Raw genomic sequence first — 22574 nt, forward strand, 5'->3', positions numbered from 1 at the left:
CACGGAAGCGAGTACGACGTGTGCCGGCTTATGGGTGTCGTGTCCAGGACGGTTCGACCGATCGACGAGCTGCTGATCGATGATCTGGTGCCCTTCCTGGCACAGGCCGACGAACACAAGGACGGGTGGGGGGTGGGCGCCCGGCGGCCCGAGGGGACCGTTGACATCGTCAAGGCAGCGGGCCGCGGCGACGTAAGCGAGCCGCTGAAGTCGCAGCTGCGCGTGACCCGGACCGACGCCGCTCTGCTCCATCTGCGCATGGCCAGCCCGGGCTTCCCCGTCACCCAGGCCAACACCCATCCCTTCGGGGACGACACCACGGCCCTCGCCCACAACGGCGACTTCACACCGTCCACGGTGCTGGACGACCTCATCGGGCCGGAGGTGCTTGCGCAGGCCGAGGGCGACACCGACAGCGAGCGCTTTCACCTCGCGGTACGCCGTCGGCTCCAGAACGGTCTGGATCCCGTGAAGGCCTTGCAGCAGACGGCCGACGACATCCGTAGCCGATCCGAGCGCTATGTCAGCCTGAACTGCCTGCTGCTGACGCGGGAAGGTCTCTACGCCTACGCCGAGCACGATCCGCGCTCCGAGGTCATCGCACGCCGGGGACCGGACTACTTCGGGCTGCGCTATCGGTGTGACTCCGACAAGGTCGTCGTGGCCTCCACCGGCTGGCTCCAGCCCGCGCCACCGTGGCGTGCGGTTCCGGAACGCGGTGTGCTGGAACTGCGATCCGGCAGCTTGGAGGTCAGCGTCCACGAGGCCTGAGCCGCGCGGGCCCGGATGAGGCGCCCCGCAAATGGTCGATGACCGGCTTGAGTGCCTTCTCCAGGTCGGTCACGGATTCCGGCGACAGCAGATCGGTGAAGTGGCTGCGTACAGCGGCCGCATAGTAGGGGGACGCTGTGCTCAGTTTCTCCAATCCTTGCTCGGTGAGCACAGCGTACAGAACCCGACGGTCGGTCTCGCAATGTCGGCGAAACACGAGAGCGGATTTTTCCATTTGAGTGATCCGCTGTGAAATCCTGCTCTTGGATTGCCCCGTGGCCGCAGCGAGATCGCCCATCCGCATGCGGAAACCGCCAGCGCCGTGCAGCCGCGCAAGAATCTCATAGTCGTGCACCGTAAGCCCGAACCGATAAAGATCTCCATCGATCCTTTTCGTCAGAAGCCGGTTCACATCCAACTGAGTACGCCACACGCCCTGTTCGGCTTCGCTCAGCCAGCGTGCACACTTTTCGTCCACTGTATTCACAATCACCTAAGATGTAGAGCCAAGCATGATTCCTTTCAAATACACACCACGACAGCGGGCCGCTCATCTCATGAAGTGGGCAGAAGAATGGAATAGGTTCGAAAGGGGAAGGAGTATGTGGTCCTACTCTTTGAGCCTCGGCGGTTCCCATGCCCTGATGAACGGCTGGGCGAAGAATGAGAACACTTTGAAGCTTCTCACCCCGGAACAAAAGAAGCTGCTGGACACAGCACGTGTACGTTCGGCGAACGCATCACGCGCAAATTCCGCCTCACGACGCAGCGGAACCGGTCGAAGCTCCGTCTCCCGCTGCGAGGTGTGCCGTGAGGCCGGAGAACAGGCGCCGTTCCGTGGTCAGGGCCTCCTGGAAGAGAAGCTTCGAACTGGTGACGATCGACTCCTTTGCCGCGTACAGCGCGGGCCCGGAGTTCTTGGCGATCTCCGCAACCCAGTTCACGGCTTTACCCAGGAAGTCGTCTGACGGAAGAACGGCGTTGATCCATCCCATGCGCAGCGCTTCCTCGGCGGTGAACGCCCTGCCCGTGAGGATCACTTCGGCGGCCTTGCCCGGTCCGACGAGCCGCGGCAGGCGAACACTTCCACCCCCGCCGGGGATGATGCCGCCCGTGATCTCAGGCTGCTGGAAGAGCGCCTTCGGGGAAGCCACCCGTAGGGTGCACGCCAACGCAAGCTCGTTTCCTCCACCGGATGCGAGCCCGTCGACGGCGGCAATCGTCGGCTGCGGAACTTCTTCGAGCAGACGCAGCGCACGCGACCACGATCCGAGCTCTGCCTTGTCGGCCTTGCCGGCACCGGCCCGAGCCAGGTCGGAAAGCTCCGCGTGATTTATGAACTTGTCGTCGAGCCCACTCGCCAGCAGTACCGCCTTGATCTCCTCAGATTGCTGAGAAATATCCTCCAGCAGGTCGCCGAGCCGGATCACGGAACTGAAGTCGATGAAGTTCTCCGGTGCCCGGCTGAAGGTCAGCACGGCCACAGCACCGGAGCGCTCAACGGTCCACGCGGTCATTTTCTGCTCCCTATCACTCGGGCGCGCGCAATGCGTGCCGCCCGCTACATGTTTCCGGTGTTTCTCCTGGGGCGCATCAGTCATTTGACCAGCCACATCCGCGCACGGGGCGCCGGGCCGGTACGAGGACGCTGGTCCCGGCACTCAACGGGGCCACCCGCAACGGCTGTTGCGGGCCGCACGTCAGGCGTGCAGGTTCAGCCAAACGTATCTGACTGCGATCCAACCCGAGGCGGCAACCTGTTATGTTGCTCGCCGAACACGTGTGATGGTCGTGCGGCGTCGCAGACGGCCGCCAGCGTCACGCACCGCGCCGTTGCGGGGCTGTCGAGCAGGAGGAACCTTGCCGAACATCGCCGAAAATCTGTCGAATGCGGCACTAAACCACCCTGACCGGCCCGCGCTCCGGTTCGGTGACACCGTGGTGAGCTACACGGAGCTGGAGACCACCGCCTCCCGTATCTCCGGGATGTTGCGCGCCGAAGGTCTGCGCGACGGCGATCGCGTGGCGGTGATGCTGCCGAACGTCCCGGCCTTCGTGGCGCTCTACTACGGAGTGCTGCGCGCGGGCGGAGTCGTGGTCCCGATGAATCCGCTGCTCAAGCGGCAGGAGATCGAGCACTGTCTGGCCGACTCGGGAGCGCAGCGCCTGTTCGTGTTCGAGCAGGCGCTCTCGGAGGCGACAGCCGCCGCGGCCACGACCGGGACTCTTGTCCGCGCTGTCGGCGCGGGTGGTCCGCTCGTGGACGAGACCACGCCGATCACGCCCCTCATCTCCCGGTCTGACAACGATGTCGCAGCGATCCTCTACACATCCGGCACCACGGGCAGGCCCAAGGGCGCCACACTCACTCACGGCAACCTGGGACAGAACGCCGAGGTACTGGCGGACCGAGTCGTCCATGTCCGTCCTGAGGACGTCATGATGGCCTGCCTGCCGCTCTTTCACGCGTTCGGGCAGACCGGCAGCATGAACTCCGCGATTCGCCGGGGCGCCTGTCTGGTGCTGGTGCCCCGCTTCGATCCGGCACAGGTACTGGCCATGTTCAGCGACCTGGGTGTGACCATCTTCGTGGCCGTACCCACGATGTACAGCGCCCTGCTGCAGCAGCCGCGGCTCACTGCGGGGCCCGAGGCGCCGGCTCTCAGGGTGTGCGTGTCCGGTGGTTCCCCGCTGCCGACGGAGGTTTTGCACGCCTTCGAGAAGCGCTTCGGCTGTGCGGTGGCCGAGGGGTACGGCCTGTCCGAGACCTCGCCGGTGGTGACGTTCAATCATCTCGACAGGCCTCGTAAGGCCGGCTCGATCGGCACTCCGCTGGAGGGAGTCGAGGTGCGCCTGGTGGACGAGGGTGGCCGGGACGTGGCGGCTGGTGAGATCGGTGAGATCGCCGTGCGCGGCCCCAGCGTCATGTCCGGCTACTGGAACCAGCCGGATGCCACGGCCGAGGCGATTCCGGACGGCTGGTTTCGTACGGGAGACCTGGCCCGCCAGGACGACGAGGGCTACTTCTTCATCGTCGACCGCAAGAAGGACCTGATCATCCGGGGAGGCTACAACGTCTACCCCCGTGAGGTCGAGGAAGTGCTCTACCAGCATCCGGACGTCGTGGAGGCGTCGGTCATCGGTGTTCCGCACGAAACCTACGGCGAAGAGGTCGCCGCGGCCGTGGTGGTGGCTCCGGGTGCCGATGTCACGCCGGAGGCTCTGCGGTCCTTCGTCAAGGAGCACGTCGCCCCCTACAAGTACCCGCGCATCGTCCGAATTCTGCCCTCTCTGCCCAAAGGATCCACCGGGAAGATCCTGAAGCGGGAGATCCGGCTTTCTCAGTGACCCTGCCACGAGTGGAAGAGATGACAAGCGTGACCGATCTCGGAAATGTCTCACCCGAACGGGAATTTGATGTACGGGCCGCGTACCGCCACTGCGAGGAAGTGACGCGCAACGAGGCCAAGAACTTCAGCTATGGGGTCCGGCTCCTCCCCGGTCCCAAGCGCCGGGCCATGTCTGCCATCTACGCGATGGCACGCCGAGTGGACGACATCGGCGACGGAAACCTGGGGACCGAGAAGAAGAAGGAGCTGCTCGGTCGCGTCAGCGCGATGGTGGACGACATCATCGCCGGTCGTGTGGACGGTCCGGATGCGGCTGACCCGGTGCGCGTAGCACTCGCCGACGCCGCTCAGCGTTTTCCGATTCCGCTCACGGCCTTTCATGAACTCATCGCCGGCGTCATGATGGACATCGAGCAGACGGATTACAAGGACTTCGACGATCTACTGGTCTACTGCCGTTGTGTGGCCGGGTCCATCGGGCGGCTGTCTCTGGGTGTCTTCGGCTGCTCGGACACCGGGCTAGGAGAGCAGTACGCCGACACGCTCGGGTTGGCTCTCCAGGTCACAAACATACTGCGCGATATTCGCGAAGACGCCGAAATGGGCAGGCGCTACCTACCTGCCGAAGACATCGAACGCTTCGGATGCGGAGATGCGGAATTCGCCGCCGGAGACATACCCGTAGGCTCGGATTTCGATGGTCTGGTCCTCCACGAGGCGCACCGGGCCCGTCGGCTCTTCCAGGACGGCTTTCGCCTGCTACCTATGCTCGACCGTCGCAGCAGGGCGTGTGTGGGGGCCATGGCGGGTATTTACCGTAGTCTGCTCGGCGCGATAGAGACCAACCCCAGGGCGGTCATGAGCGGCCGGGTCTCACTGACCTCACGGCAGAAGACGAAGATCGCACTCGCCGGCCTGCTGGGCCGGATTCGCTGAGTATCAGCCGCCTGAGCCGAGCGCGCGAGGGTGTTCTCCCCCTCGCGTCGGTGCCCGCGGAGGGGTCGGTTGGTACTCGGTTCGGTCGAACCTTCGTTTCATGACAGTAGACACGTATCTTCTTGGCCCGCGCTCTCTGTGTTAGCCTGCGCCTGCGGATACCGGCAACGTGCCCCACAGCGTGCCAGCATGCCTGACCCGCCCCTTCCACCTCACGAGACCAGATAGCCCGGCCGTGACGGCGGTTTCACACCTACTTCCGGCACAGGTGAGCGGGGAACCATGCCTGTTTGCATACCAGGACGGTGGAGTTCTGCAGATGAATGGCCGTCAAGTGCCCCAGCACGAAGCCCGTTTGACCGGCGACGTCGATGGAACGAATGTGCCGGTACGGTCCGGCTCCGCTACCGGTGAGCCCGCACTATGGGCGGATGATCTCCCGTGGCTGGAGGAACCGGCGGACCACCACATCCGGGAGCCGAACGACACAGCCGTCCTCGGCCGAGACGAAGCCGGGCAGTTGTCCCAGGCCGCCCATTCGACAAACGCATCGCCACGGCCGGACACCGAGGGCCCTGAAGGACTTGACGCCTCCGGGCCCGCGTCGGGCGACGTGACGGCCGACGCTGGCCCGCCGCGGCGGCGACGGGGCAGACGGGTGATCGTACCGGTCGCCGCCGTGTGCGTCGGGCTGGTGGCAGTGTCGGCGGCCACGATCGCCCGACACCACAGCGGCTCAGGTTCCGACACCACTCCGGATGTGGAGGTCACCGTGACCGCCACGATGGACGGGACACCTGCACAGGCCGGCTCCCATCCCCGGGCAAGGCATTCTCCCAGTACCCCGCGCACCGCCAACACGGCGACGGCCACTGCCTCCGGGCAACCGTCCCCGACATCGTCGCCGTCGCCCGGACAGCCGTCGGATAATCCTCACAGCGCACCTTCGGCACCCCATGGATCGTCGGGGGCGGGGGCTCCGTCGACACCGGCTACTGCCACGCAGAAGCCCTATGTGGTTCAGGCCACCGCCGTGCTCAACCCCGGGCAGTCTCTGAGCTGGGGCAAGGGCACACTCGCGATGACATCGGGCGGAAACCTCGTCGTCACCGACGAAAGAGGTGTGACCCGATGGACCACGCAGACGTCCGGGTCGGATTTCCAGACGGTCTTCCAGGACGACGGCTGTCTGGCGATGTACGACTCTCAGGGCAACGTCAAGTGGTCCTCGTACACCAACGGCAACCCTGGCGCGGTACTCGTCCTGACAGCTGACGGCAACGTGGAGATCCGGCTGTCGGGACGCACGCTGTGGCAGACAGGCACCGGACATTGAGCAAGCGCTCGGGCGCCAGGGCCACGCGCGAGCACAGCACCGCGGACGAGCCGGCCCCTCGCATGATCTGCCGATCGGCGGGCGCAGCTTGGCTCATCCATCCTCTCGGCGCGCTGGACCAGCGTTCCCGGCGCTTCGCCGCGCAGTTGGCGCGGGACTCGGACTCCACTCTGGTCGTCGTCGACGTCCCGGACGGGGCAGATGAGCACATCATGGAGGCGGTGGCCCAGGCGCTGCCCCAGGGCGATTCCGAACTGCGGCTCGTCTTCGGGCGCACACCGCCGGGAGGCGCCGCCACTGCAGGGCGATGGCTGGCCGGGCGACTGCACAGGTATGTCGTGACCGCGGTCGGACGTCCGTGGCCGACCACCGAGGGTGCCCTGTTCATCAGCTGCGACCGCGGCCCGGGATGGATCCGGTACGGCCCGGACGGCGGCGAGTCATGGCAGGGGCGCCGGTTTCCGCTGCCCGGGTGGGAGGCAGACCTCCCCGGCGAGCCGTTTCCGCTGACCCCCCAGTTCACCGTGGAGCCGATCGCCGCCGGACTGTGGGTGCGCCCCGCGGAGGAGACGACGGCTATGCAGCGGCATCGCGTCCTGCTGACTCGCAGGATGCGTGCCAGGACCGATTCGGTCACCGTCGTGGTCGGTGCCCCCGGTGGCGCGCCGGTGCCGTTCGACGCTCTGACGCGCCTGTGGAAAACGCTGCCCGAACATATCGCGCTGGCGGCGAGGTTGGTCTGCTTCGGCGCGGTCGAGGTGCCGCAGCGAAGCCCCCTCGCACAGGTTCTCGCCGAGGCCGTGGGCGCCCCCGTGCGTTGGTACACCGGTCTTCCGGTCACGGGGGGTGCGGACAGCCCGGCACCCGACCCCCACTCCGTACGCGCTGTGCATCCCGACGGATCGCTCGGGCGACGTCTCATGACGCAGGAAATCGTCCAGCTGCCGCCGCAGCGGAGCGGGAATCCATGCACTCCTCTGGTGACCGAGCACGCCTGGCCGGTCCGCCAACTGCCTATGGTCAGCCCCGGCATCTACTGGTACGGGCCCGACACCATCGTGGAAGTGACGTCATGCGGTCTGTGGATACGCGGCGCGAACGAGCCGGCTCACGCAGACGCCGTTCGCTCGGCAGCCTCCGATCCGCATCACGAGATGGTGATGTACGAGGATCGTGGTGCCGGTGAGGAGCCGGATCTTTACCAGCTCGCCGCGCGAATCGCCCAGGAGGCCGCCGATGGTGCGGGAGCGCATGTCGAGGTGGTGCCCGGGCACGTGCTCGCCGCGGAGCCACGCGGCCTGACCGGCCCAGGGGGCGTGACTGCCGCCGCGCCCTCCGCCCAGGCTTCCCAGGAGGAAGCGGGCGACGACGAATCCGCCGTCGGCTGGCTGCGCACGGCTTATGGCCAGCGCTACGACGACTCCTCCGCCCGAGTCGGTGAACTACTGCGCGGGCAGCCTGCCCTGCTGCGCGGCGGATCGACAGCCGACGCCCAACACGAACTGACGGCACTGCGCCTGTACCTGCTCACGGAAGGTTTCACACGCGACACGGGGACGGCCGTCGGCCACTCAGCTCATGAGGCCGGCTTCCAGCTCCTCGTCGACGGCTGGCGCAGACTGCCACGCTTCCGTGGACCCGTCCTCTCGTACGCCTCTCTCGGCGCCGACGACGTGTCCTGGTACGCCGGTCAGCCGACCGTCATCGAGGAGGACTGGTGCGCTGCCGCCTTCTCATGGGCTTCGGGTACGCAGGGCAACACGGACGTGGTCACCCTGTCCGTGCGGGGGCGCCGGACAGCGGTGCTAGAGGCCGGTGACCCTGACTGGGTCCTCTTCGCGCCCGGCACCTGGTTCTCGGTCCTGCGAGTCGAGAGAGGGCCGCGCAATCGGGTGTTCCTGCGCGAGCTGGCACCCGGTGCGGAGACGGACCCGGCGGCCGACCGGGAGGCAATGCGGAAACTGCGGCGGTCGCTGAGCGACTGGCAGCGTGACCAATGGACAGGGGTTCTTCGGTTGGGCGGACCGAGTCCCCTGTTGCGCGCCCCGGGACTGCGTTCCCGCCCCGGGAACGGCCCGGAGTGATTGTCCTCTCCTTCGCGGCTACGCACGATCTTGCCGACCGGCGTAAAAGATGGTGTCCGATAGAATCGGGCCATGAGTAGTCCGCGCCGTCACCGAGTCGCCGTTCTCGCGCTGGATGGGGTCTATCCGTTCGAGCTGGGGATACCGGCCCGGATCCTGGGTGCCGCCGAGGGCTGCTATGCCGTCGACATCTGTTCGGTGGACGGCCGGCCGGTAGAGACCAACGCGGGTTTCTCCCTCACCCCACGGTATGGGCCAGAGCTGCTCGAATCGGCCGACACGGTGATCGTCACACCGATCGATCCGACCCGACTGACCCGGGAACTCCCGGACGAGGTCCTCACCGCGCTCCGCAGGGCTGGTTCAGGCACCCGGCTCGCCTCGATCTGCACCGGCGGTTTCATCCTGGCCGCGGCCGGTCTGCTCGATGGTCGGGTCGCCACCACGCACTGGGAATGCGCTCCGCTGTTCCGTCGCTGGTATCCCCACATCCAGCTCGACGAGGGAGTCCTCTTCGTCGGTGACGGGGCTGTGATCACCTCGGCGGGTGCGGCCTCCGGGGTCGACCTGTGCCTGCATCTGATTCGCACCGATCACGGGGCGAGCCTGGCCAACGAAGCGGCTCGGCGGTGCGTGGTACCGCCGTTCCGCGAGGGTGGGCAGGCCCAGTACATCCGGCGTCCGGTCCCCGACGACCGCAGCGCGTCCACCTCACGGACGCGCCAATGGGCACTGCAGCGGCTGGAGGAACCACTGACTCTCCCACAGTTGGCCCAGCACGCGCACATGAGTCTGCGTACCTTCACTCGGCGCTTTCGCGACGAGACAGGGCAGACACCGCGGCAGTGGCTCATCAAGCAGCGTCTGGACAGCGCCAGGCAACTGCTGGAATCCAGCGACATGACCGTCGACCAGATCGCCTCGGAGGTCGGCTTCGCCACCGCCACATCGCTGCGTCAGCACATGAACGCCGAACTGGGTGTGTCACCGTTGGCCTACCGCCGCACGTTCCGGGCCGCGGATCCGGGTGCCGCGACGGCGGTTATCGGTTGAGGGCTCTGCGGCCTTCGCTCGGGTCGCCGATCATGTCGTGAGCGCGTCGTACTCACGGGAGAGTTCCTCCTGCGTCACGCCGTTCAAGCGTGCCGCCTTTCGCACCAAACCGGGTTCCAGCAGCGTCGCAGGGTGGGCGATCATGAAACCGACCGCCCGCATGGCTGTGGCCACCTCGATGTCGGACATCGCCGCGGTCATGACCTGCCGCATGGCCCAGGCGACACGGCGCTCCCCCAGGTTGCCCGGCTGCCCGACGCCGGCCAGACGCGCGACGTCCGCGGCTGTCGAGGTCTGCCAGGCCGCGGCCACAACGACCTGCTGCACGTCGTAGAAATGCCTGGCCGGCAGTCCGGGGTCTGGGTCGCAGCGGAGGTACTCCGACAGGCATGAGGCGTGGAGCAGCGCGGAGGTCATGCCCTGGCCGTAGACCGGGTTGAATGACGCCACCGCGTCCCCGACGACCACCAGACGAGCGGGTATCCGGTCGAGGGTCTCGAAGTGGCGCCATCGGCTGTCGGGGTGCCGGAAGGTCGTCACGCCGCTGATCGGTTTTCCCGCCGCGGCTTTCTGGTACAGAGGCTGAAGGTCGCAACATCGGGCCCGAAAGTCGTCGACGTCCATGTCTCGCGTGCTGTCGTCGTATGAGGCGAGCATGATGGACCATTGCTGGTCCTCGACCGCGTTGACAGCCGCACCCGCGAGTTCCTTGGCGGCCGAACGAGGAGTGTAACGAGATATACCGCTCAAAGGCCCCGCCCAGTCGCGCGGGCGTTCGAAATATGCGGTCGCGTAACGGATTCCGACTTGGAGGCGTTGCAGTTCCGGTCGCGGCCACCCCTCCGCCGCCAGCCAGTCCGGTGTGCGGCTACCCCTTCCTGTGGCGTCCACGACCAAGTCGGTGGGCTGGACAGTCTCGCTTCCGGCGATATCACACCGAACACCGACAACGGAGTTGCGGTCACAGGCCAGACCTACCGCGCGGCCGGTGACCATGTGGACGTTGGGGAGGGCGAGCGTGCGTTCACGCACCAAGTTCTCGAGGAAAGGACGGCTGCTCAACAGCAGTTCGATGTTGGCGGTCCTGATCTGGGCGATGTCGTCGAGGTACGACACCGTGTCGTCCGGTCCGGCCAGGACTGCGCCCCGCTCACCGGCCTCTTTCAGGATGCCGGGGTACCAGCGCTCCAGTTGCCTGCTGCCACCCGGCATCAGCGTATGGACCTGGGATCCCTGCGGCACGCCGGACCGCGGCCGGGCGCTGGGGCGGACGCTCGCTTCATCGGGGTCGATCACCACAACGCGTTCACAGTGATCGGACAGAACCCGGGCAGCGGCCAGCCCGGCGATACCCGCGCCCAGAACATGAGCCGTTCCGAACAGCACCGAGGTCTTCGCGTGCAACTGTGAGGTGCCAAGACGCTGGAACACTGCGATCGGTGACACAGACACACGCTTCTCCACGCAGACTCGAGGGTGCTGACCAACCGCCTTAAAATGTATCTCCCTACACGCGGGCACGTATCACTGGGGGTATGCCGCTTCGGGCATACCCCCTCGTGATTCTGGGCGCTGAAGACATCAGGCTCGTCATGCGGTGCCCGCCCCAGCGCGGGTTCTCACTCGAAGCGGTAGTCGGAAAGGTCGACGGAGACGATCAGCGGCTCCGGAGCGGGTGTGTTGTCGGGCTGGCGGGGGTAGATGCGCAGCTTCGACGGCAGCGTGATCCCCTCGACTTCCACGGGATCGATGAGGTACCGAGCCGCCGGATTGCTTCCCTGGATGTCCACTTCGTAGTCGTGACGGACGAGAAGTCCGTCCGCGTTGAAGTAGTACGTCTGGACCCTGCTGTGGGTGGCGATGCTGTCGGGGAACACGGCCCTCAGACGCCGCCACTCCTCACCCCGCTCCTGCCACGGCTCGATCTCCTCGACTGTCACGCCGGGCCGCTTGAGAATGAACGGCGACGTGAGATAGGTCCACATCGTGTATCCGCTGAAGTAAGCGACCTGGGTGTCGCTCCAGGGCGTCTCCATCTCGTACCCCTCGAACGACTTGCGGGGCTGGTCCAGTTCCTCGACCACCTCTCCCTGTGGAGTCTCGATCGTCACCCTGTCAGGGGTGAAGGAGGAGCGATTCTGGGTCGGCGCGAACGGCCAGTGCGAGACCCACTCGCGTTTGAGGTCGACACGTACGTTGCAGTCCTCCAGGACGGTCGGCTTGCCCTTGAGGCCCCACAGGACCCCGCCCTGGTGGAGCTTGGCGGTCAGAAACGAGAAGCGGTCGAACCGCTCCAGTCCTCCGTGTGCTTCGATCGCGGTACCGAGTAGGTCACTCATTGCTTTGCTCCCGTGTTCTCTTGCGGCTTCACGTGCGGCCGCCGCAGGTGTTCCTCATGTCCCGCGGCCCCGTCATGCCAGTCTGTGGCCGCCGTCCGACATCAGTATCAGCCATTTGACTTACCGGGACTTTTTGGACAGTGCGGGGTTCGGTTCTAACCTTCTTAGTGACCGCATGGTCATTAGAGGCTCTGCGGTGGTCCCGTCTCCCGGAATCGAGGCAGCGTGTCCGAGACCAGAGCAACGTACAGCCGGCAATCGGCCTACCAGGTAGTCATCGCCGGCGGCGGTCCCGTCGGCCTGTGGGTCGCTCACGAACTGGCCCTCATGGGGGTGCGCCCCCTGGTCCTGGAGAAGGACATCCAGCGCAGCCCCCATTCAAAGGCCCTGGGGGTGCATCCCCGTACGGTGGAAGTCCTGGCCATGCGAGGCCGCCACGACGACATCCTGGCAGCGGGCCGCCCCATACCGAACTGGCACTTCGGCATGCTGGACACCCGCCTGGACTTCCGGCAGCTGCCCACGCCGTTCCCCTTCATGCTCGCCTACCCGCAGTCGGCGACGGAGGAACTGCTTGAACGGTACGCCGTAGAGCTGGGTACCGAGATCCGGCGCGGCCATGAACTGGCCTCTCTCAGCCAGGACGACCAGGGCGTGACGCTGCAGGTGCGTGGGCCTGAGGGCCTGTACGAGGTGACGGCCGATTATGTGGTGGGCACCGACGGCACCCGCAGCACCGTTCGCGAGCAGGCCGGCATCGGCTTCCCGGGCGCCGAGACATCGGCCTACGGATATCTAGGTGAAGTGATACTCGACAGCCCGCCGGAAACTCCCGGATTCGCCGCCCTGAACGAGGCTGGCCGGCTTCTGGTGGTGCCACTCCCCCACGGCAGGTATCGCGTCACCGGCTACGACCCGCTGAACCAGCATCGCGGCCCCCTGACCTTGGACGAGCTGCGGAACGCCGCACAGCGCATCGCCGGCACCGACTTCGGCATGCGTGATCCCTCCTGGCTCACCCGGTTCGGGAACGCGACCCGGCTGGCCGTGTCCTACCGCTCGGGCCGGGTACTGCTGGCTGGTGACGCCGCGCACAGCCACTTCCCCGCCGGCGGTGTCGGTCTCAACGTTGGTCTGCAGGACGCCATGAACCTCGGCTGGAAGCTGGCGGCGGTCGTACAGGGCCGGGCGAAGCCCGATTTCCTCGACACCTATCACTCCGAGCGGCATCCGGTCGGAGAGGAGCTCGCGGAACACACGCTGGCGCAGAGCGCCCTGATCACAGGCCTCACTCCGGACGTCAGCGCCTTGCGTTCGCTGCTCAGCGATGCCATAGGTCACGCATCCGGATTCTCCAGAATGCTGGCCGGCAAGCTCTCGGGCATCGACACCGCCTACCCGCCCACGGCACCAAACGCCCATCCCCTCACCGGGGCAAGGGCGCACGACCCCGACGGCCGGGAAGTCTTCCCGCATGTGCGTGACGGGCGCGCGGTACTGCTCGTCATGAACGGTGTCCGACCTGCCGAAAAGGTGACCGCTCGGGCGGCTGAGGCCGGTGTCGCGGTCCGCTCCAGTCAGCTCACGACCACCGGGGACCACGCCTGGTCCGGAGTCACCGCGGCCCTGGTACGGCCGGACGGACATGTCTGGTGGGCGACCGAACTGCCCGCCAGCACGGATGACTTCATGACTGACACGGTCAAGGCGCTTGAGGCTCTACCCGCGCGGTTCTGACTTCGCGCGGAATGTTCCCTCGTCCGGGTCGCGGTCTGGCCGGTCACATGTTGATCATGTGACCGGCCAGACCGTGCACAGCCTCCTTGACCGACTCGCTCAGCGTGGGGTGGGCATGCACATTGCGCGCGACCTCATGAACGGTCAGATCCCACTGCTGCGCCAGTGTCAGCTCCGGCAGCAACTCGGTCACATCCGCGCCTATGAGGTGCGCTCCCAGCAACTCGCCGTACTTCCCATCACTGATGATCTTCACGAAGCCAACGGGATCACCGAGACCCTGGGCTTTGCCGTTGGCGGTGAAAGGGAACTTGGCCACCCTGACGTCGTAACCACGTTCCCGCGCCTGCTTCTCCGTCCAGCCGAAGCTGGCGATCTGCGGCTGGCAGAAGGTGGCCCTGGGCATCATCGTGTAGTCGAGTTCCATGGTCTCCGCGCCCGCGATGGTCTCGGCCGCGACGACTCCCATCGATTCGGCCGCGTGTGCCAGCATAAGTTTGGCGGTGACATCGCCGATCGCGAATATGTGCGGCACACTGGTGCGCAGTCGCCCGTCGACGTCGATGGCGCCACGCTCAGTGAGGCGTACACCGGTGTTCTCCAGGCCGTAGCCCGTCACATTGGGCTGGAAGCCAAGGGCTTGCAGCACCTTGTCCGCCTCCAGAACCTGACTCTGACCGTTGCGCGAAACGGTCACCCGGACCTTGCCGCCCTCTTCGGACATGCTCTCGACCCGGGTGGAGGTCAGAACCTCGATACCGAGTCTGCGGTAGCGCCGCGCCAGTTCGGCCGAGACCTCCTCGTCCTCGAGGGGGGCCAGCCGGTCCGCGAACTCCACCATCGTGACGCGCACCCCGTAGTTGTGCAGCACATAGGCGAACTCGACACCGATGGCACCTGCACCGGCGATGACGATGCTCTCCGGCAGCTCTTCTGCCAGGATCTGATCCTCGAACGTGACCACACGCTCGCTCAGCCGGGTACCGGGCAGAAGCTTGGCGCCGGCTCCGGTGGCGATGATGCAATGGTCGAAGGTGACCGTCTCCGTGGCGTCGTCGGCAAGTGTCACCCGCAGCGTGCGATCGTCGGTGAAGTGACCGCGCCCTTCCAGCTGTGCGATCTTGTTCTTCCTCATCAGGAAGTTGACGCCCTTCGCGCGCCCGTCCGCCACGCGTCGGCTGCGCCGGAACGCCTCGCCGTAGTTGAAACGCACCTGGCCGTCCACCTCGATCCCGAAGGTCTTGGCCTCCTGGGTGAAGATGTGGGCCAATTCAGCATTGCGCAGCAGCGCCTTGGCGGGGATGCAGCCGATGTTGAGGCAGACGCCGCCCCAGAAGCGCTCCTCGACGACCGCCGTTCGCAGGCCCAGCTGCGCCGATCGGACAGCGGCCGTGTATCCGCCCGGGCCCGCTCCCAGGACGACAACGTCGTAGTGTGCGCCCATTATCAGTTTTCCCTCCGGTGGTAAATGACCGCCCGATCCATGTTGCACGCGGGGGCGGTGTGTGCCGACTGCCGTCGCCGAGTGCACGACAGTCCGGTGGCCGAGCAGCCGGACGCCGGGCCCTTCCCCGTTCGGGGCAGGGCCCGGCCATGGCCCAATCGCGCCATGCGGTGGCCGCCTCGTCAGCTGCCGAGGAAGGCGTTCACCTCGGCGGCGAACTCGGCGGGGTACTGGAACAGGAAGCCGTGGCCAGCGTCCGGGTAGATGCTGAGCTTCGCGTTGGGCAGGTGCTCGGCCAGCAGGTAGGTGTTCTGGGTGGGGACCATTTCGTCGTTGTCGCCGTTGGCCACCAGGACAGGCTGCCGGATGGATTCCAGACGCTGCAGACGGGAGTCGTCGCGGACACCCCAGGCGGAGATCGCGGTGAGCTGCGCGTCGCGGACGGCCAGGGTCGACGGTTCGTCCCGCTCGGCGGTACGCAGCGCGAGACGCTTAAGGAACTCAACGCCCTTGGCCTGACTGGAGTCGCTCTTCTCGAAGAAGAGGGTCAGCAGGTTCTGAGCGGAGGGAGCATCGTCGAAAGCAGCGTCACGAATGGCGCCGGCCGTGTACAGGTGAATGTCGCGGCCGCCCCTCGGCCCGGTGCCGGCCAGGACGAGCCGGCGGATCTGCCACGGGCGGAAGAGCGCTATCTCCTGGGCAATGAAGCCGCCGAGAGAGAAACCGAGCAGGTCGTAGCGCTTTAGCTCAATGGCGTCAAGGAAGGCGATGGCGTTGTAGGCCATCTCCTCGACGGTGTTCGGGGTGGTGCCCGTGGAGCCGCCGACGCCGGCGAGGTCCACCAAGATGACCTCTCGTTCCGCGGCGATCGTGTCGACGAACTCGGGGTCCCAGTTGTCGAGCGTGGCGCGGAAGTGCACGAGGCACACCAGCGGCAGGTCACTCTGGCTGGGGGTGCCGAACCGGCGATAACGGTAGGTGACATCGTCCGCGGCCGTCACCTGAAGATTGGGCGTGCTGATCTGACTCTGCTGGGTCTCGGCGGTCACGAGGCCGGCCTCTCTGTGCGGGGTGCTGGAAGGTGTGGAAGGGGCCCGCGCTCTGTCCGGTCGCGGCTTTGGAACAAAGCCGGTCGTGGCAGGCGCGGGTGATCGACCGGCTTTTTGTGGCCTCGCGGCGCACAAGGTCCTGCTGTGGCTCAGTCGCGCGGACCGAGCCGTTCACCCATGTTCAGTTCCAGGTTGTAGACGACCTCCGGGTCGGCCTTCGCCGAGAGCTGCAGGCGCTCCTGGACGAAGTCCCTGGCGAGCAGCCCGGCGAAGCGCTCGTGCGTGGAAGCAAGCGCGGCCTCGCTGGGAGGCGACACTTCCTCGTTGAGGATCTCCTTCACCGCGCGCAGCGCCGCGGCGTCGAAGTGGGCGAGCCGGCGGGCGAAGCGGTCGACGACAGCGTCGAGTTCGGCATCGGGCACCGCTCGGTTGATCCAGCCGTACCGTTCGGCGGTGTCCGCGTCATAGTCGTCACCCGAGGCGATGACCTCCAGCGCACGGGACCGCCCGGTGAGCCGCCAAAGGCGCTGCAGACCACCGCAGCCGGGAATGATGCCGGTACCGATCTCCAGCTGTGCGAAGACGGCCTTCTCACGGCTCGCGAACCGTACGTCGAGAGCCAGCAGCAGCTCATTGCCGATGCCGCGGGCGCGGCCCCGCACGGAGGCCACCGTGATGAAGGGGGCGTTGCCGAGTCGGCCAACGATGTCGAACCAGGTAGGCATTCCTTCACCGAATTCGGCGGCCCTGCCCAGGTTGAGGTGGGCGATGAAGAAGTCCGGCAGGGCGCTGTCGAAGACAACGACTTTGACGTCGGGATCGGCTTCGAGTCGGTCGACGATCTCCGCGAGGGCCGCTTCCGTCTCGGGCTCGTAGAGGTTGAGAGGAGGATTGTCGAACGTCACCCGCCAGTAGCCAGGGCTCACCTGTTCGAGCTTCACGGGAGCGTGTGCACTCTTCGCTGGATTGTCGGACATAAAAGATCTCATTTCGTAGTTTTCTATGCCAATTTGGGTATCAGGTGACCCAGCGCGGGCTGCCGCCGGATCACACCGGCAGCGGCAAAGCCCCATACCTGCCACCCTCTGCCGGGAAGCCCGAGACAGCCAAGGCGTGACTGGTCATTAAGCGATGGAATCGGGCCAATGGCAGCAGCTTCACTCACACGTTTTTTCGCTCACCCAGCGGAATCAGGCGACCGTCCCCTGGGCGGTGCCGTGTCGACGCACCTGAATGCCGTGCACGATTTCGGTGACCCCGATGACAAACAGCCAGATCCCCGCGACGATTGTCAGGGCGGCGATGGACGAGAACGGCCACACGACAACCGTGAGCCCAGCCAGGATGGTGAGGACGCCCACGAAGGCGCTCCAGCCGCTGGTGGGACGAGGGGGCCCCGAGATCGCCGCCGTGGTCAGTGAGATTCCGCTCAGCAGCCAGCCGAAGCCGATCCAGACCGCGAGCAGCAGAACCGACTGGGCCACGCTGTGGAAACACATGAGTCCGAGCAGAACACTCAGCGCGCCGCTGAGCACCAGCAGAGCCCGAAACCCGGCCGTCAGGTGCGGCCCGAACGCGCCGACCAGCTGTGTCACGCCGTAGACGAGCAGATAGATTCCGAACAGCAGACCCACCACGGTCAGGGTGACGCCGGGCCAGACGAGGGCGATCACCCCCAGTACGGCGGCGGCAACGCCGCCAGCGATCATCACGCGCCAGGCCGCGTCTCCCAGCAGCTCCACGAACTTCGATTCATTCAGGCGACCATCTGGCGCCTCGTTGGCGACGGGCATGATGTCCGCAGCTCCTTTCCGATGGGGGGTAGTGCCCAGCATTAGGGCTGGAAGGCTGAGCCCCATCGGTCATCTGACTTACGGACCCGGGCGATGGCGCGGCTCAGTCGCCGGCGACAACCGGGTGTTCTCACACGCCCTTTGTTAGGCTCGTCGAACACGCGGCGGCCACACGTGGCACACGGACAAGTCCGGTCAAGCGGTGGTCTTCGGGAGGCAGTTCCGCGGGACGGACCATGCCGACCCGCCCTCTCCCCTCCTGTCGAAGGCGTTGCTGATGTCGTTTCCTCTCGGTACCACACCAGGTTTCCCACGCACACTGCCCGAGCGTCTCGCCGCCATCGCAGTACGGCCCGGCGAGGCCGGCTATGAATCCGTTCGGCACACCTACACCCGGCCGGGTTCTCCGTCCGCCGTCCTGAGGGTGGGCGACGAGCACGACATCATGGCGGCACTGGACTACGCCCGGCATGAAGATCTGCCACTCACCGTACGCAGCGGCGGCCATGGCATCAGCGGGCGTTCTACGAACGACGGAGGGCTGGTCGTCGATCTGTCCCGGCTCGCCTCGGTGACGGTGCTCGACGCCGGCTCGCGGCGGGTGCGTGTCGAAGCGGGGGCGCGCTGGGGGGATGTCGCCGCTGCCCTGGCGCCGTACAGGCTGGCCGTGTCCTCGGGGGACACGGGCGATGTCGGTGTCGGAGGGCTGGCCACCGCCGGCGGGATCGGGCTCATGGCCAGGCGGCACGGGCTGACCATCGACCACGTACGCGCGGCGGAACTGGTTCTGGCGGACGGCACTACCGTACGGACCGACGCCGGACACGACCCGGACCTGTTCTGGGCTGTCCGCGGCGCAGGCGCCAACTTCGGTATCGTGACGGCCTTCGAGTTCCAGGTGGACGCCGTCGACGCTGTCGGCGTCGACATCACCATGTACGACGCGGCCGACACGGTCGCTTTCCTCACCCGCTGGGGTGCGGCGGTAGAGGATTCCCCCCGCGAAGTCACCAGCTTCCTCACTCTGGTCAGGGGCCCCGGCGGGCGTCCTGTCGCTCAGGCGATGACGGTGTACGAGGGTGCCGACGCGGACACCGCACGCGACGTCCTTCGTCCGCTGCGCCTTGCCGGGCCGGTGCTGCGCAGCAACCTCTCCGTCATGCCGTATCACCAGCTGCTGCCCGCCAGTCACCAGCCGCATGCCGCCCAGCAACAGCTGTCCGTGTCACGGTCGGGTCTACTGCACCACCTGGACAAAGCCACCGCTGAGGGCATCACCACGGTGGCGGCGGGCACCGGCATCGTGCAACTGCGCTCCGTCGGCGGCGCGGTGAACGATACTCCGGCCTCTGCCACGGCCTATGCGCACCGGACCCAGAACTTCTCCCTGATGGCGGCGACGGTGCCCGCGCTGGAAGACGAACTGGACCGGCGCTGGGAGACCCTCGCCCCGCACATCGACGGCCTCTATCTCAGCTTCGACACCCGCACAGGCATGGCGCCGTTGCGGGAGGCCTTCCCCGGCCCGGTTCTGGACAGGCTGATCGGGCTCAAGGCTCACTACGATCCCGGACACCTCTTCGACAACAACTTCGCCCTTCCGTCGGTTCCGGTGGCCCACTGACCATGGTTCGTGGGTACTCACCCTGGCTGGTGCGAGGAATCCTTTCGCCGCGGGGCGCAGGTGGGCAGATGACCGGGCCATTCCGTGAGCACGTCACATGCTTTCGTGGTCGCAGAGCGCGGGCACTCCGGGCACCCGGCCTGCGTCTGTGCCGGATCACGGGTTCGTCCATGGCTCCGACAGCTCCGTGCAAGGCATTCCTGTGTATGTAGCTGTAGGCTCGTCTCATACCTTGTGTGTGCCGAGTGTGCCCGCTTCTCATCCCCGACGGTGGGGCGTCCAGGCGATCGATTAATTCCACACTCACGTGCCGCACATGAGCCTGACATCGATGTCTCACCCCGGTCGGGCTGGGCAAATTCGTCACGGTCCGCAACGGAGCAGCCTGCGCGCTCGTCTCACGGAGCCGCGCCCCATGACAGGACCTCACAGTGACCCCTGATGGTTCATCAAAAGCCAGCAGCTCTGGTACACCGGCCCTCGCAGTCCATCCGATCCGAATCCGGTCGGGCCGGGCGACCGTGACCCGGCAGGCGGTCGGATCGGACCTCGCGACCGTGAACGCCATGCACGCCCGTTGCTCCCCTCAGACGATCTTCAGCCGGTACCAGACGGTCCGATCCGCGCTGACCGAACGCGAGTGGGCACACTTCACCCGTCCCGGACACAGCATCGCCTGGGTGACCACCCCGGTGGACGAACCCGATGAAATCGTTGCCGTGACCCATCTGCTGCGCAGTGGGTCCGGTGGTCATGGGGAACTGGCGCTGCTGGTGGCTGATGCCTGGCAGGACGACGGCCTGGGCACCGCCCTCGCGCACTGGGCGCTCGCACATGCGGATACGCTGTGTATACATACGGTCGAGGTGGTGACTTCGCCCGACAACCATCGTATGACCGCGATCTGCCGCGGCATGGGTGCGCGCACCATGCACGCTGCCCGCTCTGGCTCTCCCGACGCCCTGGTCCATTTCGCGTTGCCCGTGGCCGGGTCGCTTCCCACACCAGACGCCACATCTGCGTGCGTGTGCGTCCCGACCTGACGGAATCCGACAGCCGCGCCGAGACGGTGCGGCAAGTCCCGTCCCATCGAATGAAAGACCACAGCATGTCTCGTTCAGTCCTGATCACCGGCGGTAACCGCGGCATCGGCCGCGCGGTCGCCGAGAAGTTCGTCGCCGAGGGACACAAGGTCGCCGTCACCTTCCGGACCGGCGAGCCACCGGCCGACCTGGTGGACCTCGGCGTACTCGCCGTACGGTGCGACATCACCGACGCGGAGCAGATCGAGCAGGCGTACAAGGAGATCGAGGCTGCTCACGGCTCTGTGGAAGTGCTGGTCGCCAACGCGGGCATCACCAGGGACCAGTTGCTCATCCGGATGACGGAGGAGGATTTCACCAGTGTTCTCGACACCAACCTCGTCGGGACGTTCCGGGTCGTCAAGCGTGCCAACCGCGGGATGCTCCGCGCCCGGTGGGGCCGTGTCGTGCTGATCTCGTCCGCTGCCGGTCTGGCCGGGCAGGCCGGCCAGGCCAACTATGCCGCTTCGAAGGCTGCCCTGGTGGGCTTCGCCCGCTCCCTGGCTCGTGAACTGGGCCCACGCAACATCACCTGTAACGTGGTCGCCCCCGGCCTGACCGAGACGGCGATGAGCGCGGACCTCACCAAGGAGCAGCGGGCAGCAGTGGTCGACCACATTCCGCTGGGCAGGACGGGCCAGCCGGAGGAAATCGCCGCCGCTGTCGCGTTCGTCGCGTCCGAAGCCGCCGCGTACATCACCGGAGCGGTCATTCCCGTCGACGGCGGAGTAGGTATGGGGCACTGACCGGGAAGGGAGAAGCCGCGCCCGCTCGCGGCGGGCCTGTATCTCGGCCCCGCCGCGAAAGGGCGCCCCCACACGTCGTGTCGTCACGTGTGGGAGCGCCCGCTCGGGAATTCAGGAGCCGCTGCGAAGTGCGGTCCGCAGGAAGCCATTCGCCTGACCGACCGCCGCCTTGGCCGCGTTCGTCTGGCTCAGGGCGTTGAGCATGACGAAATCGTGGAAGACGCCCGCGTAGCGCACCGTGGTGACATCGTTGCCCGCCGCACGAAGCTTGGCCGCGTATGCCTCGCCCTCATCACGCAGGACGTCGGCCTCGTCAGTGACGAGAAGCGCCTTCGGCAGGCCCTTGAGCTGATTGAGATTGGCGCGCAACGGCGAAGCCAGGATCTCCTTGCGGTCCTTCTTGTTCGGCGCGTAGGCGTCCCAGAACCACTGCATGGCCTTCTTGGTCAGCCAGGGGCCGTCGGCGAACTCTCCGTAGGAGGCCGTGTCGAAGTTGGCGTCGGTGACCGGGTAGAAGAGCACCTGGCCGCGCAGGTTCGGCCCACGGCGTTCCTTGGCCATCAACGTGACAGCGGCAGTCATGTTGCCGCCCACGCTGTCGCCGGCGACGGCTATGTTCGAGCCGTCCAGGCCGACTTCCCCTCCGTGCTGGGAAACCCACTCGGTGGCCGCGTACGCCTGCTCAATGGCAATGGGGTAGCGGGCCTCGGGCGAGGGCGTGTAGTCGACGAAGACCACCGCGGCGTGCGCTCCATTGGCGATCTGCCGCACCAGGCGGTCGTGAGTCTTCTCGTCACCGAGCACCCAGCCGCCTCCGTGGAAGTACATGACGACGGGCAGCTTGCCGCGCGCTCCCTTGGGCCGGACAATCCGCACGGTCACCTTGCCGGTGGGGCCGACGGGCAGGGTCCGGTGGCTCACGTCGGCCGGAAGAACGTCGACCGGGCCCGACTGGGCATCGTCGAGCGTCTTGCGGGCGGCAGCGTAGGAAAGGGTGTAGATCGGCGGGCCCTGAGCCGCAGAATCGGCGAACACCTGAGCGTCCTTCTCCAGTACCACCCCCGAACCGGCATTCTGGCCTACTGCCGGCTGCGTACCGGGACTTGCCGCGGCGGTGACGGCAACGGTGGCCACCGTGACGAGTGAGATGGCGGTGGTGAGCGCGATCTGACGGTTGACGCGAACGCGTGTGAAGCGCATCTGTCTCCTTGTGATGGGTGCCGAAATACC

Annotated in this window: 19 protein-coding genes; 10 read left to right on the forward strand and 9 right to left on the reverse strand. The window is 66.5% G+C overall.

From position 1 onward, the window contains the following. Window positions 1-30 precede the first annotated feature (30 nt). Window positions 31-771 (forward strand): class II glutamine amidotransferase, encoded by a 741-nt coding sequence (locus ACZ5K7_RS35680; RefSeq protein ID WP_468920220.1) that lies wholly within the window; start codon window positions 31-33, stop codon window positions 769-771. On the opposite strand, the gene ACZ5K7_RS35685 is transcribed toward ACZ5K7_RS35680, so the two are convergent. Both ACZ5K7_RS35685 and ACZ5K7_RS35690 read right to left on the reverse strand, forming a co-directional pair. Continuing rightward, window positions 752-1249 (reverse strand): MarR family winged helix-turn-helix transcriptional regulator, encoded by a 498-nt coding sequence (locus ACZ5K7_RS35685; RefSeq protein WP_468920223.1) that lies wholly within the window; start codon window positions 1247-1249, stop codon window positions 752-754. The genes ACZ5K7_RS35680 and ACZ5K7_RS35685 overlap by 20 nt on opposite strands. Before the next feature lie 280 nt (window positions 1250-1529). Next, on the reverse strand, window positions 1530-2288 hold the full coding sequence (locus tag ACZ5K7_RS35690) for an enoyl-CoA hydratase/isomerase family protein (protein WP_468920224.1): 759 nt from the start codon (window positions 2286-2288) through the stop codon (window positions 1530-1532). A 343-nt stretch (window positions 2289-2631) separates the two neighbouring features. On the opposite strand from ACZ5K7_RS35690, the gene ACZ5K7_RS35695 reads away from it, so the two are divergent. From ACZ5K7_RS35695 to ACZ5K7_RS35715, 5 genes are all read left to right on the forward strand, one after another. Beyond that, on the forward strand, window positions 2632-4119 hold the full coding sequence (locus ACZ5K7_RS35695) for a long-chain-fatty-acid--CoA ligase (protein ID WP_468920227.1): 1488 nt from the start codon (window positions 2632-2634) through the stop codon (window positions 4117-4119). Window positions 4120-4139: 20 nt separating this feature from the next. Further along, the gene (locus ACZ5K7_RS35700; RefSeq protein ID WP_468920353.1) at window positions 4140-5057 is read left to right on the forward strand and encodes a phytoene/squalene synthase family protein; all 918 of its coding nucleotides are present in this window, start codon (window positions 4140-4142) and stop codon (window positions 5055-5057) included. Window positions 5058-6072: 1015 nt separating this feature from the next. After that, window positions 6073-6393 carry a hypothetical protein gene (locus ACZ5K7_RS35705; RefSeq protein WP_468920230.1) on the forward strand — a complete coding sequence of 107 codons (321 nt, stop codon included), beginning with the start codon at window positions 6073-6075 and terminating at the stop codon, window positions 6391-6393. Further along, window positions 6390-8477 (forward strand): hypothetical protein, encoded by a 2088-nt coding sequence (locus ACZ5K7_RS35710; protein ID WP_468920232.1) that lies wholly within the window; start codon window positions 6390-6392, stop codon window positions 8475-8477. Before ACZ5K7_RS35705 ends, ACZ5K7_RS35710 begins: the two co-directional genes overlap by 4 nt. Before the next feature lie 72 nt (window positions 8478-8549). Next, window positions 8550-9530: a GlxA family transcriptional regulator gene (locus ACZ5K7_RS35715; RefSeq protein WP_468920234.1), complete on the forward strand. Its 981-nt coding sequence runs from the start codon at window positions 8550-8552 to the stop codon at window positions 9528-9530. 30 nt (window positions 9531-9560) lie between these two features. Here the strand turns inward: ACZ5K7_RS35715 and ACZ5K7_RS35720 are convergent, their stop codons facing one another. Next, a complete protein-coding gene (locus tag ACZ5K7_RS35720; protein WP_468920237.1) occupies window positions 9561-10976 on the reverse strand; it encodes an FAD-dependent monooxygenase family protein in 1416 nt (471 codons plus the stop codon). A 173-nt stretch (window positions 10977-11149) separates the two neighbouring features. Beyond that, the gene (locus tag ACZ5K7_RS35725; RefSeq protein ID WP_468920239.1) at window positions 11150-11869 is read right to left on the reverse strand and encodes a hypothetical protein; all 720 of its coding nucleotides are present in this window, start codon (window positions 11867-11869) and stop codon (window positions 11150-11152) included. A 225-nt stretch (window positions 11870-12094) separates the two neighbouring features. Between ACZ5K7_RS35725 and ACZ5K7_RS35730 the strand changes: the two genes are divergently transcribed. Continuing rightward, window positions 12095-13606 carry an FAD-dependent monooxygenase gene (locus ACZ5K7_RS35730; RefSeq protein WP_468920242.1) on the forward strand — a complete coding sequence of 504 codons (1512 nt, stop codon included), beginning with the start codon at window positions 12095-12097 and terminating at the stop codon, window positions 13604-13606. A 43-nt stretch (window positions 13607-13649) separates the two neighbouring features. On the opposite strand, the gene lpdA is transcribed toward ACZ5K7_RS35730, so the two are convergent. The 4 genes from lpdA to ACZ5K7_RS35750 form a co-directional block, all read right to left on the reverse strand. Then, on the reverse strand, window positions 13650-15050 hold the full coding sequence (gene lpdA / locus ACZ5K7_RS35735; protein WP_468920245.1) for a dihydrolipoyl dehydrogenase: 1401 nt from the start codon (window positions 15048-15050) through the stop codon (window positions 13650-13652). Between the two features lie 182 nt (window positions 15051-15232). Beyond that, on the reverse strand, window positions 15233-16099 hold the full coding sequence (locus ACZ5K7_RS35740) for an alpha/beta fold hydrolase (RefSeq protein WP_468920248.1): 867 nt from the start codon (window positions 16097-16099) through the stop codon (window positions 15233-15235). Window positions 16100-16248: 149 nt separating this feature from the next. Beyond that, the gene (locus ACZ5K7_RS35745; protein ID WP_468920250.1) at window positions 16249-17076 is read right to left on the reverse strand and encodes an enoyl-CoA hydratase/isomerase family protein; all 828 of its coding nucleotides are present in this window, start codon (window positions 17074-17076) and stop codon (window positions 16249-16251) included. Window positions 17077-17289: 213 nt separating this feature from the next. Further along, window positions 17290-17892 (reverse strand): HdeD family acid-resistance protein, encoded by a 603-nt coding sequence (locus ACZ5K7_RS35750; RefSeq protein WP_468920252.1) that lies wholly within the window; start codon window positions 17890-17892, stop codon window positions 17290-17292. 277 nt (window positions 17893-18169) lie between these two features. On the opposite strand from ACZ5K7_RS35750, the gene ACZ5K7_RS35755 reads away from it, so the two are divergent. The 3 genes from ACZ5K7_RS35755 (at window position 18170) to fabG (ending at window position 21344) form a co-directional block, all read left to right on the forward strand. Next, the gene (locus tag ACZ5K7_RS35755; RefSeq protein WP_468920255.1) at window positions 18170-19516 is read left to right on the forward strand and encodes an FAD-binding oxidoreductase; all 1347 of its coding nucleotides are present in this window, start codon (window positions 18170-18172) and stop codon (window positions 19514-19516) included. Between the two features lie 566 nt (window positions 19517-20082). After that, the gene (locus tag ACZ5K7_RS35760; RefSeq protein ID WP_468920355.1) at window positions 20083-20559 is read left to right on the forward strand and encodes a GNAT family N-acetyltransferase; all 477 of its coding nucleotides are present in this window, start codon (window positions 20083-20085) and stop codon (window positions 20557-20559) included. 65 nt (window positions 20560-20624) lie between these two features. Beyond that, window positions 20625-21344, forward strand: a complete 720-nt coding sequence (gene fabG, locus ACZ5K7_RS35765) for a 3-oxoacyl-ACP reductase FabG (protein WP_468920258.1) — start codon at window positions 20625-20627, stop codon at window positions 21342-21344. Window positions 21345-21455: 111 nt separating this feature from the next. On the opposite strand, the gene ACZ5K7_RS35770 is transcribed toward fabG, so the two are convergent. Continuing rightward, window positions 21456-22544 carry an alpha/beta hydrolase gene (locus tag ACZ5K7_RS35770; protein WP_468920261.1) on the reverse strand — a complete coding sequence of 363 codons (1089 nt, stop codon included), beginning with the start codon at window positions 22542-22544 and terminating at the stop codon, window positions 21456-21458. Window positions 22545-22574 lie beyond the last annotated feature (30 nt).

This window comes from Streptomyces sp. NPDC031497 (assembly GCF_055580905.1).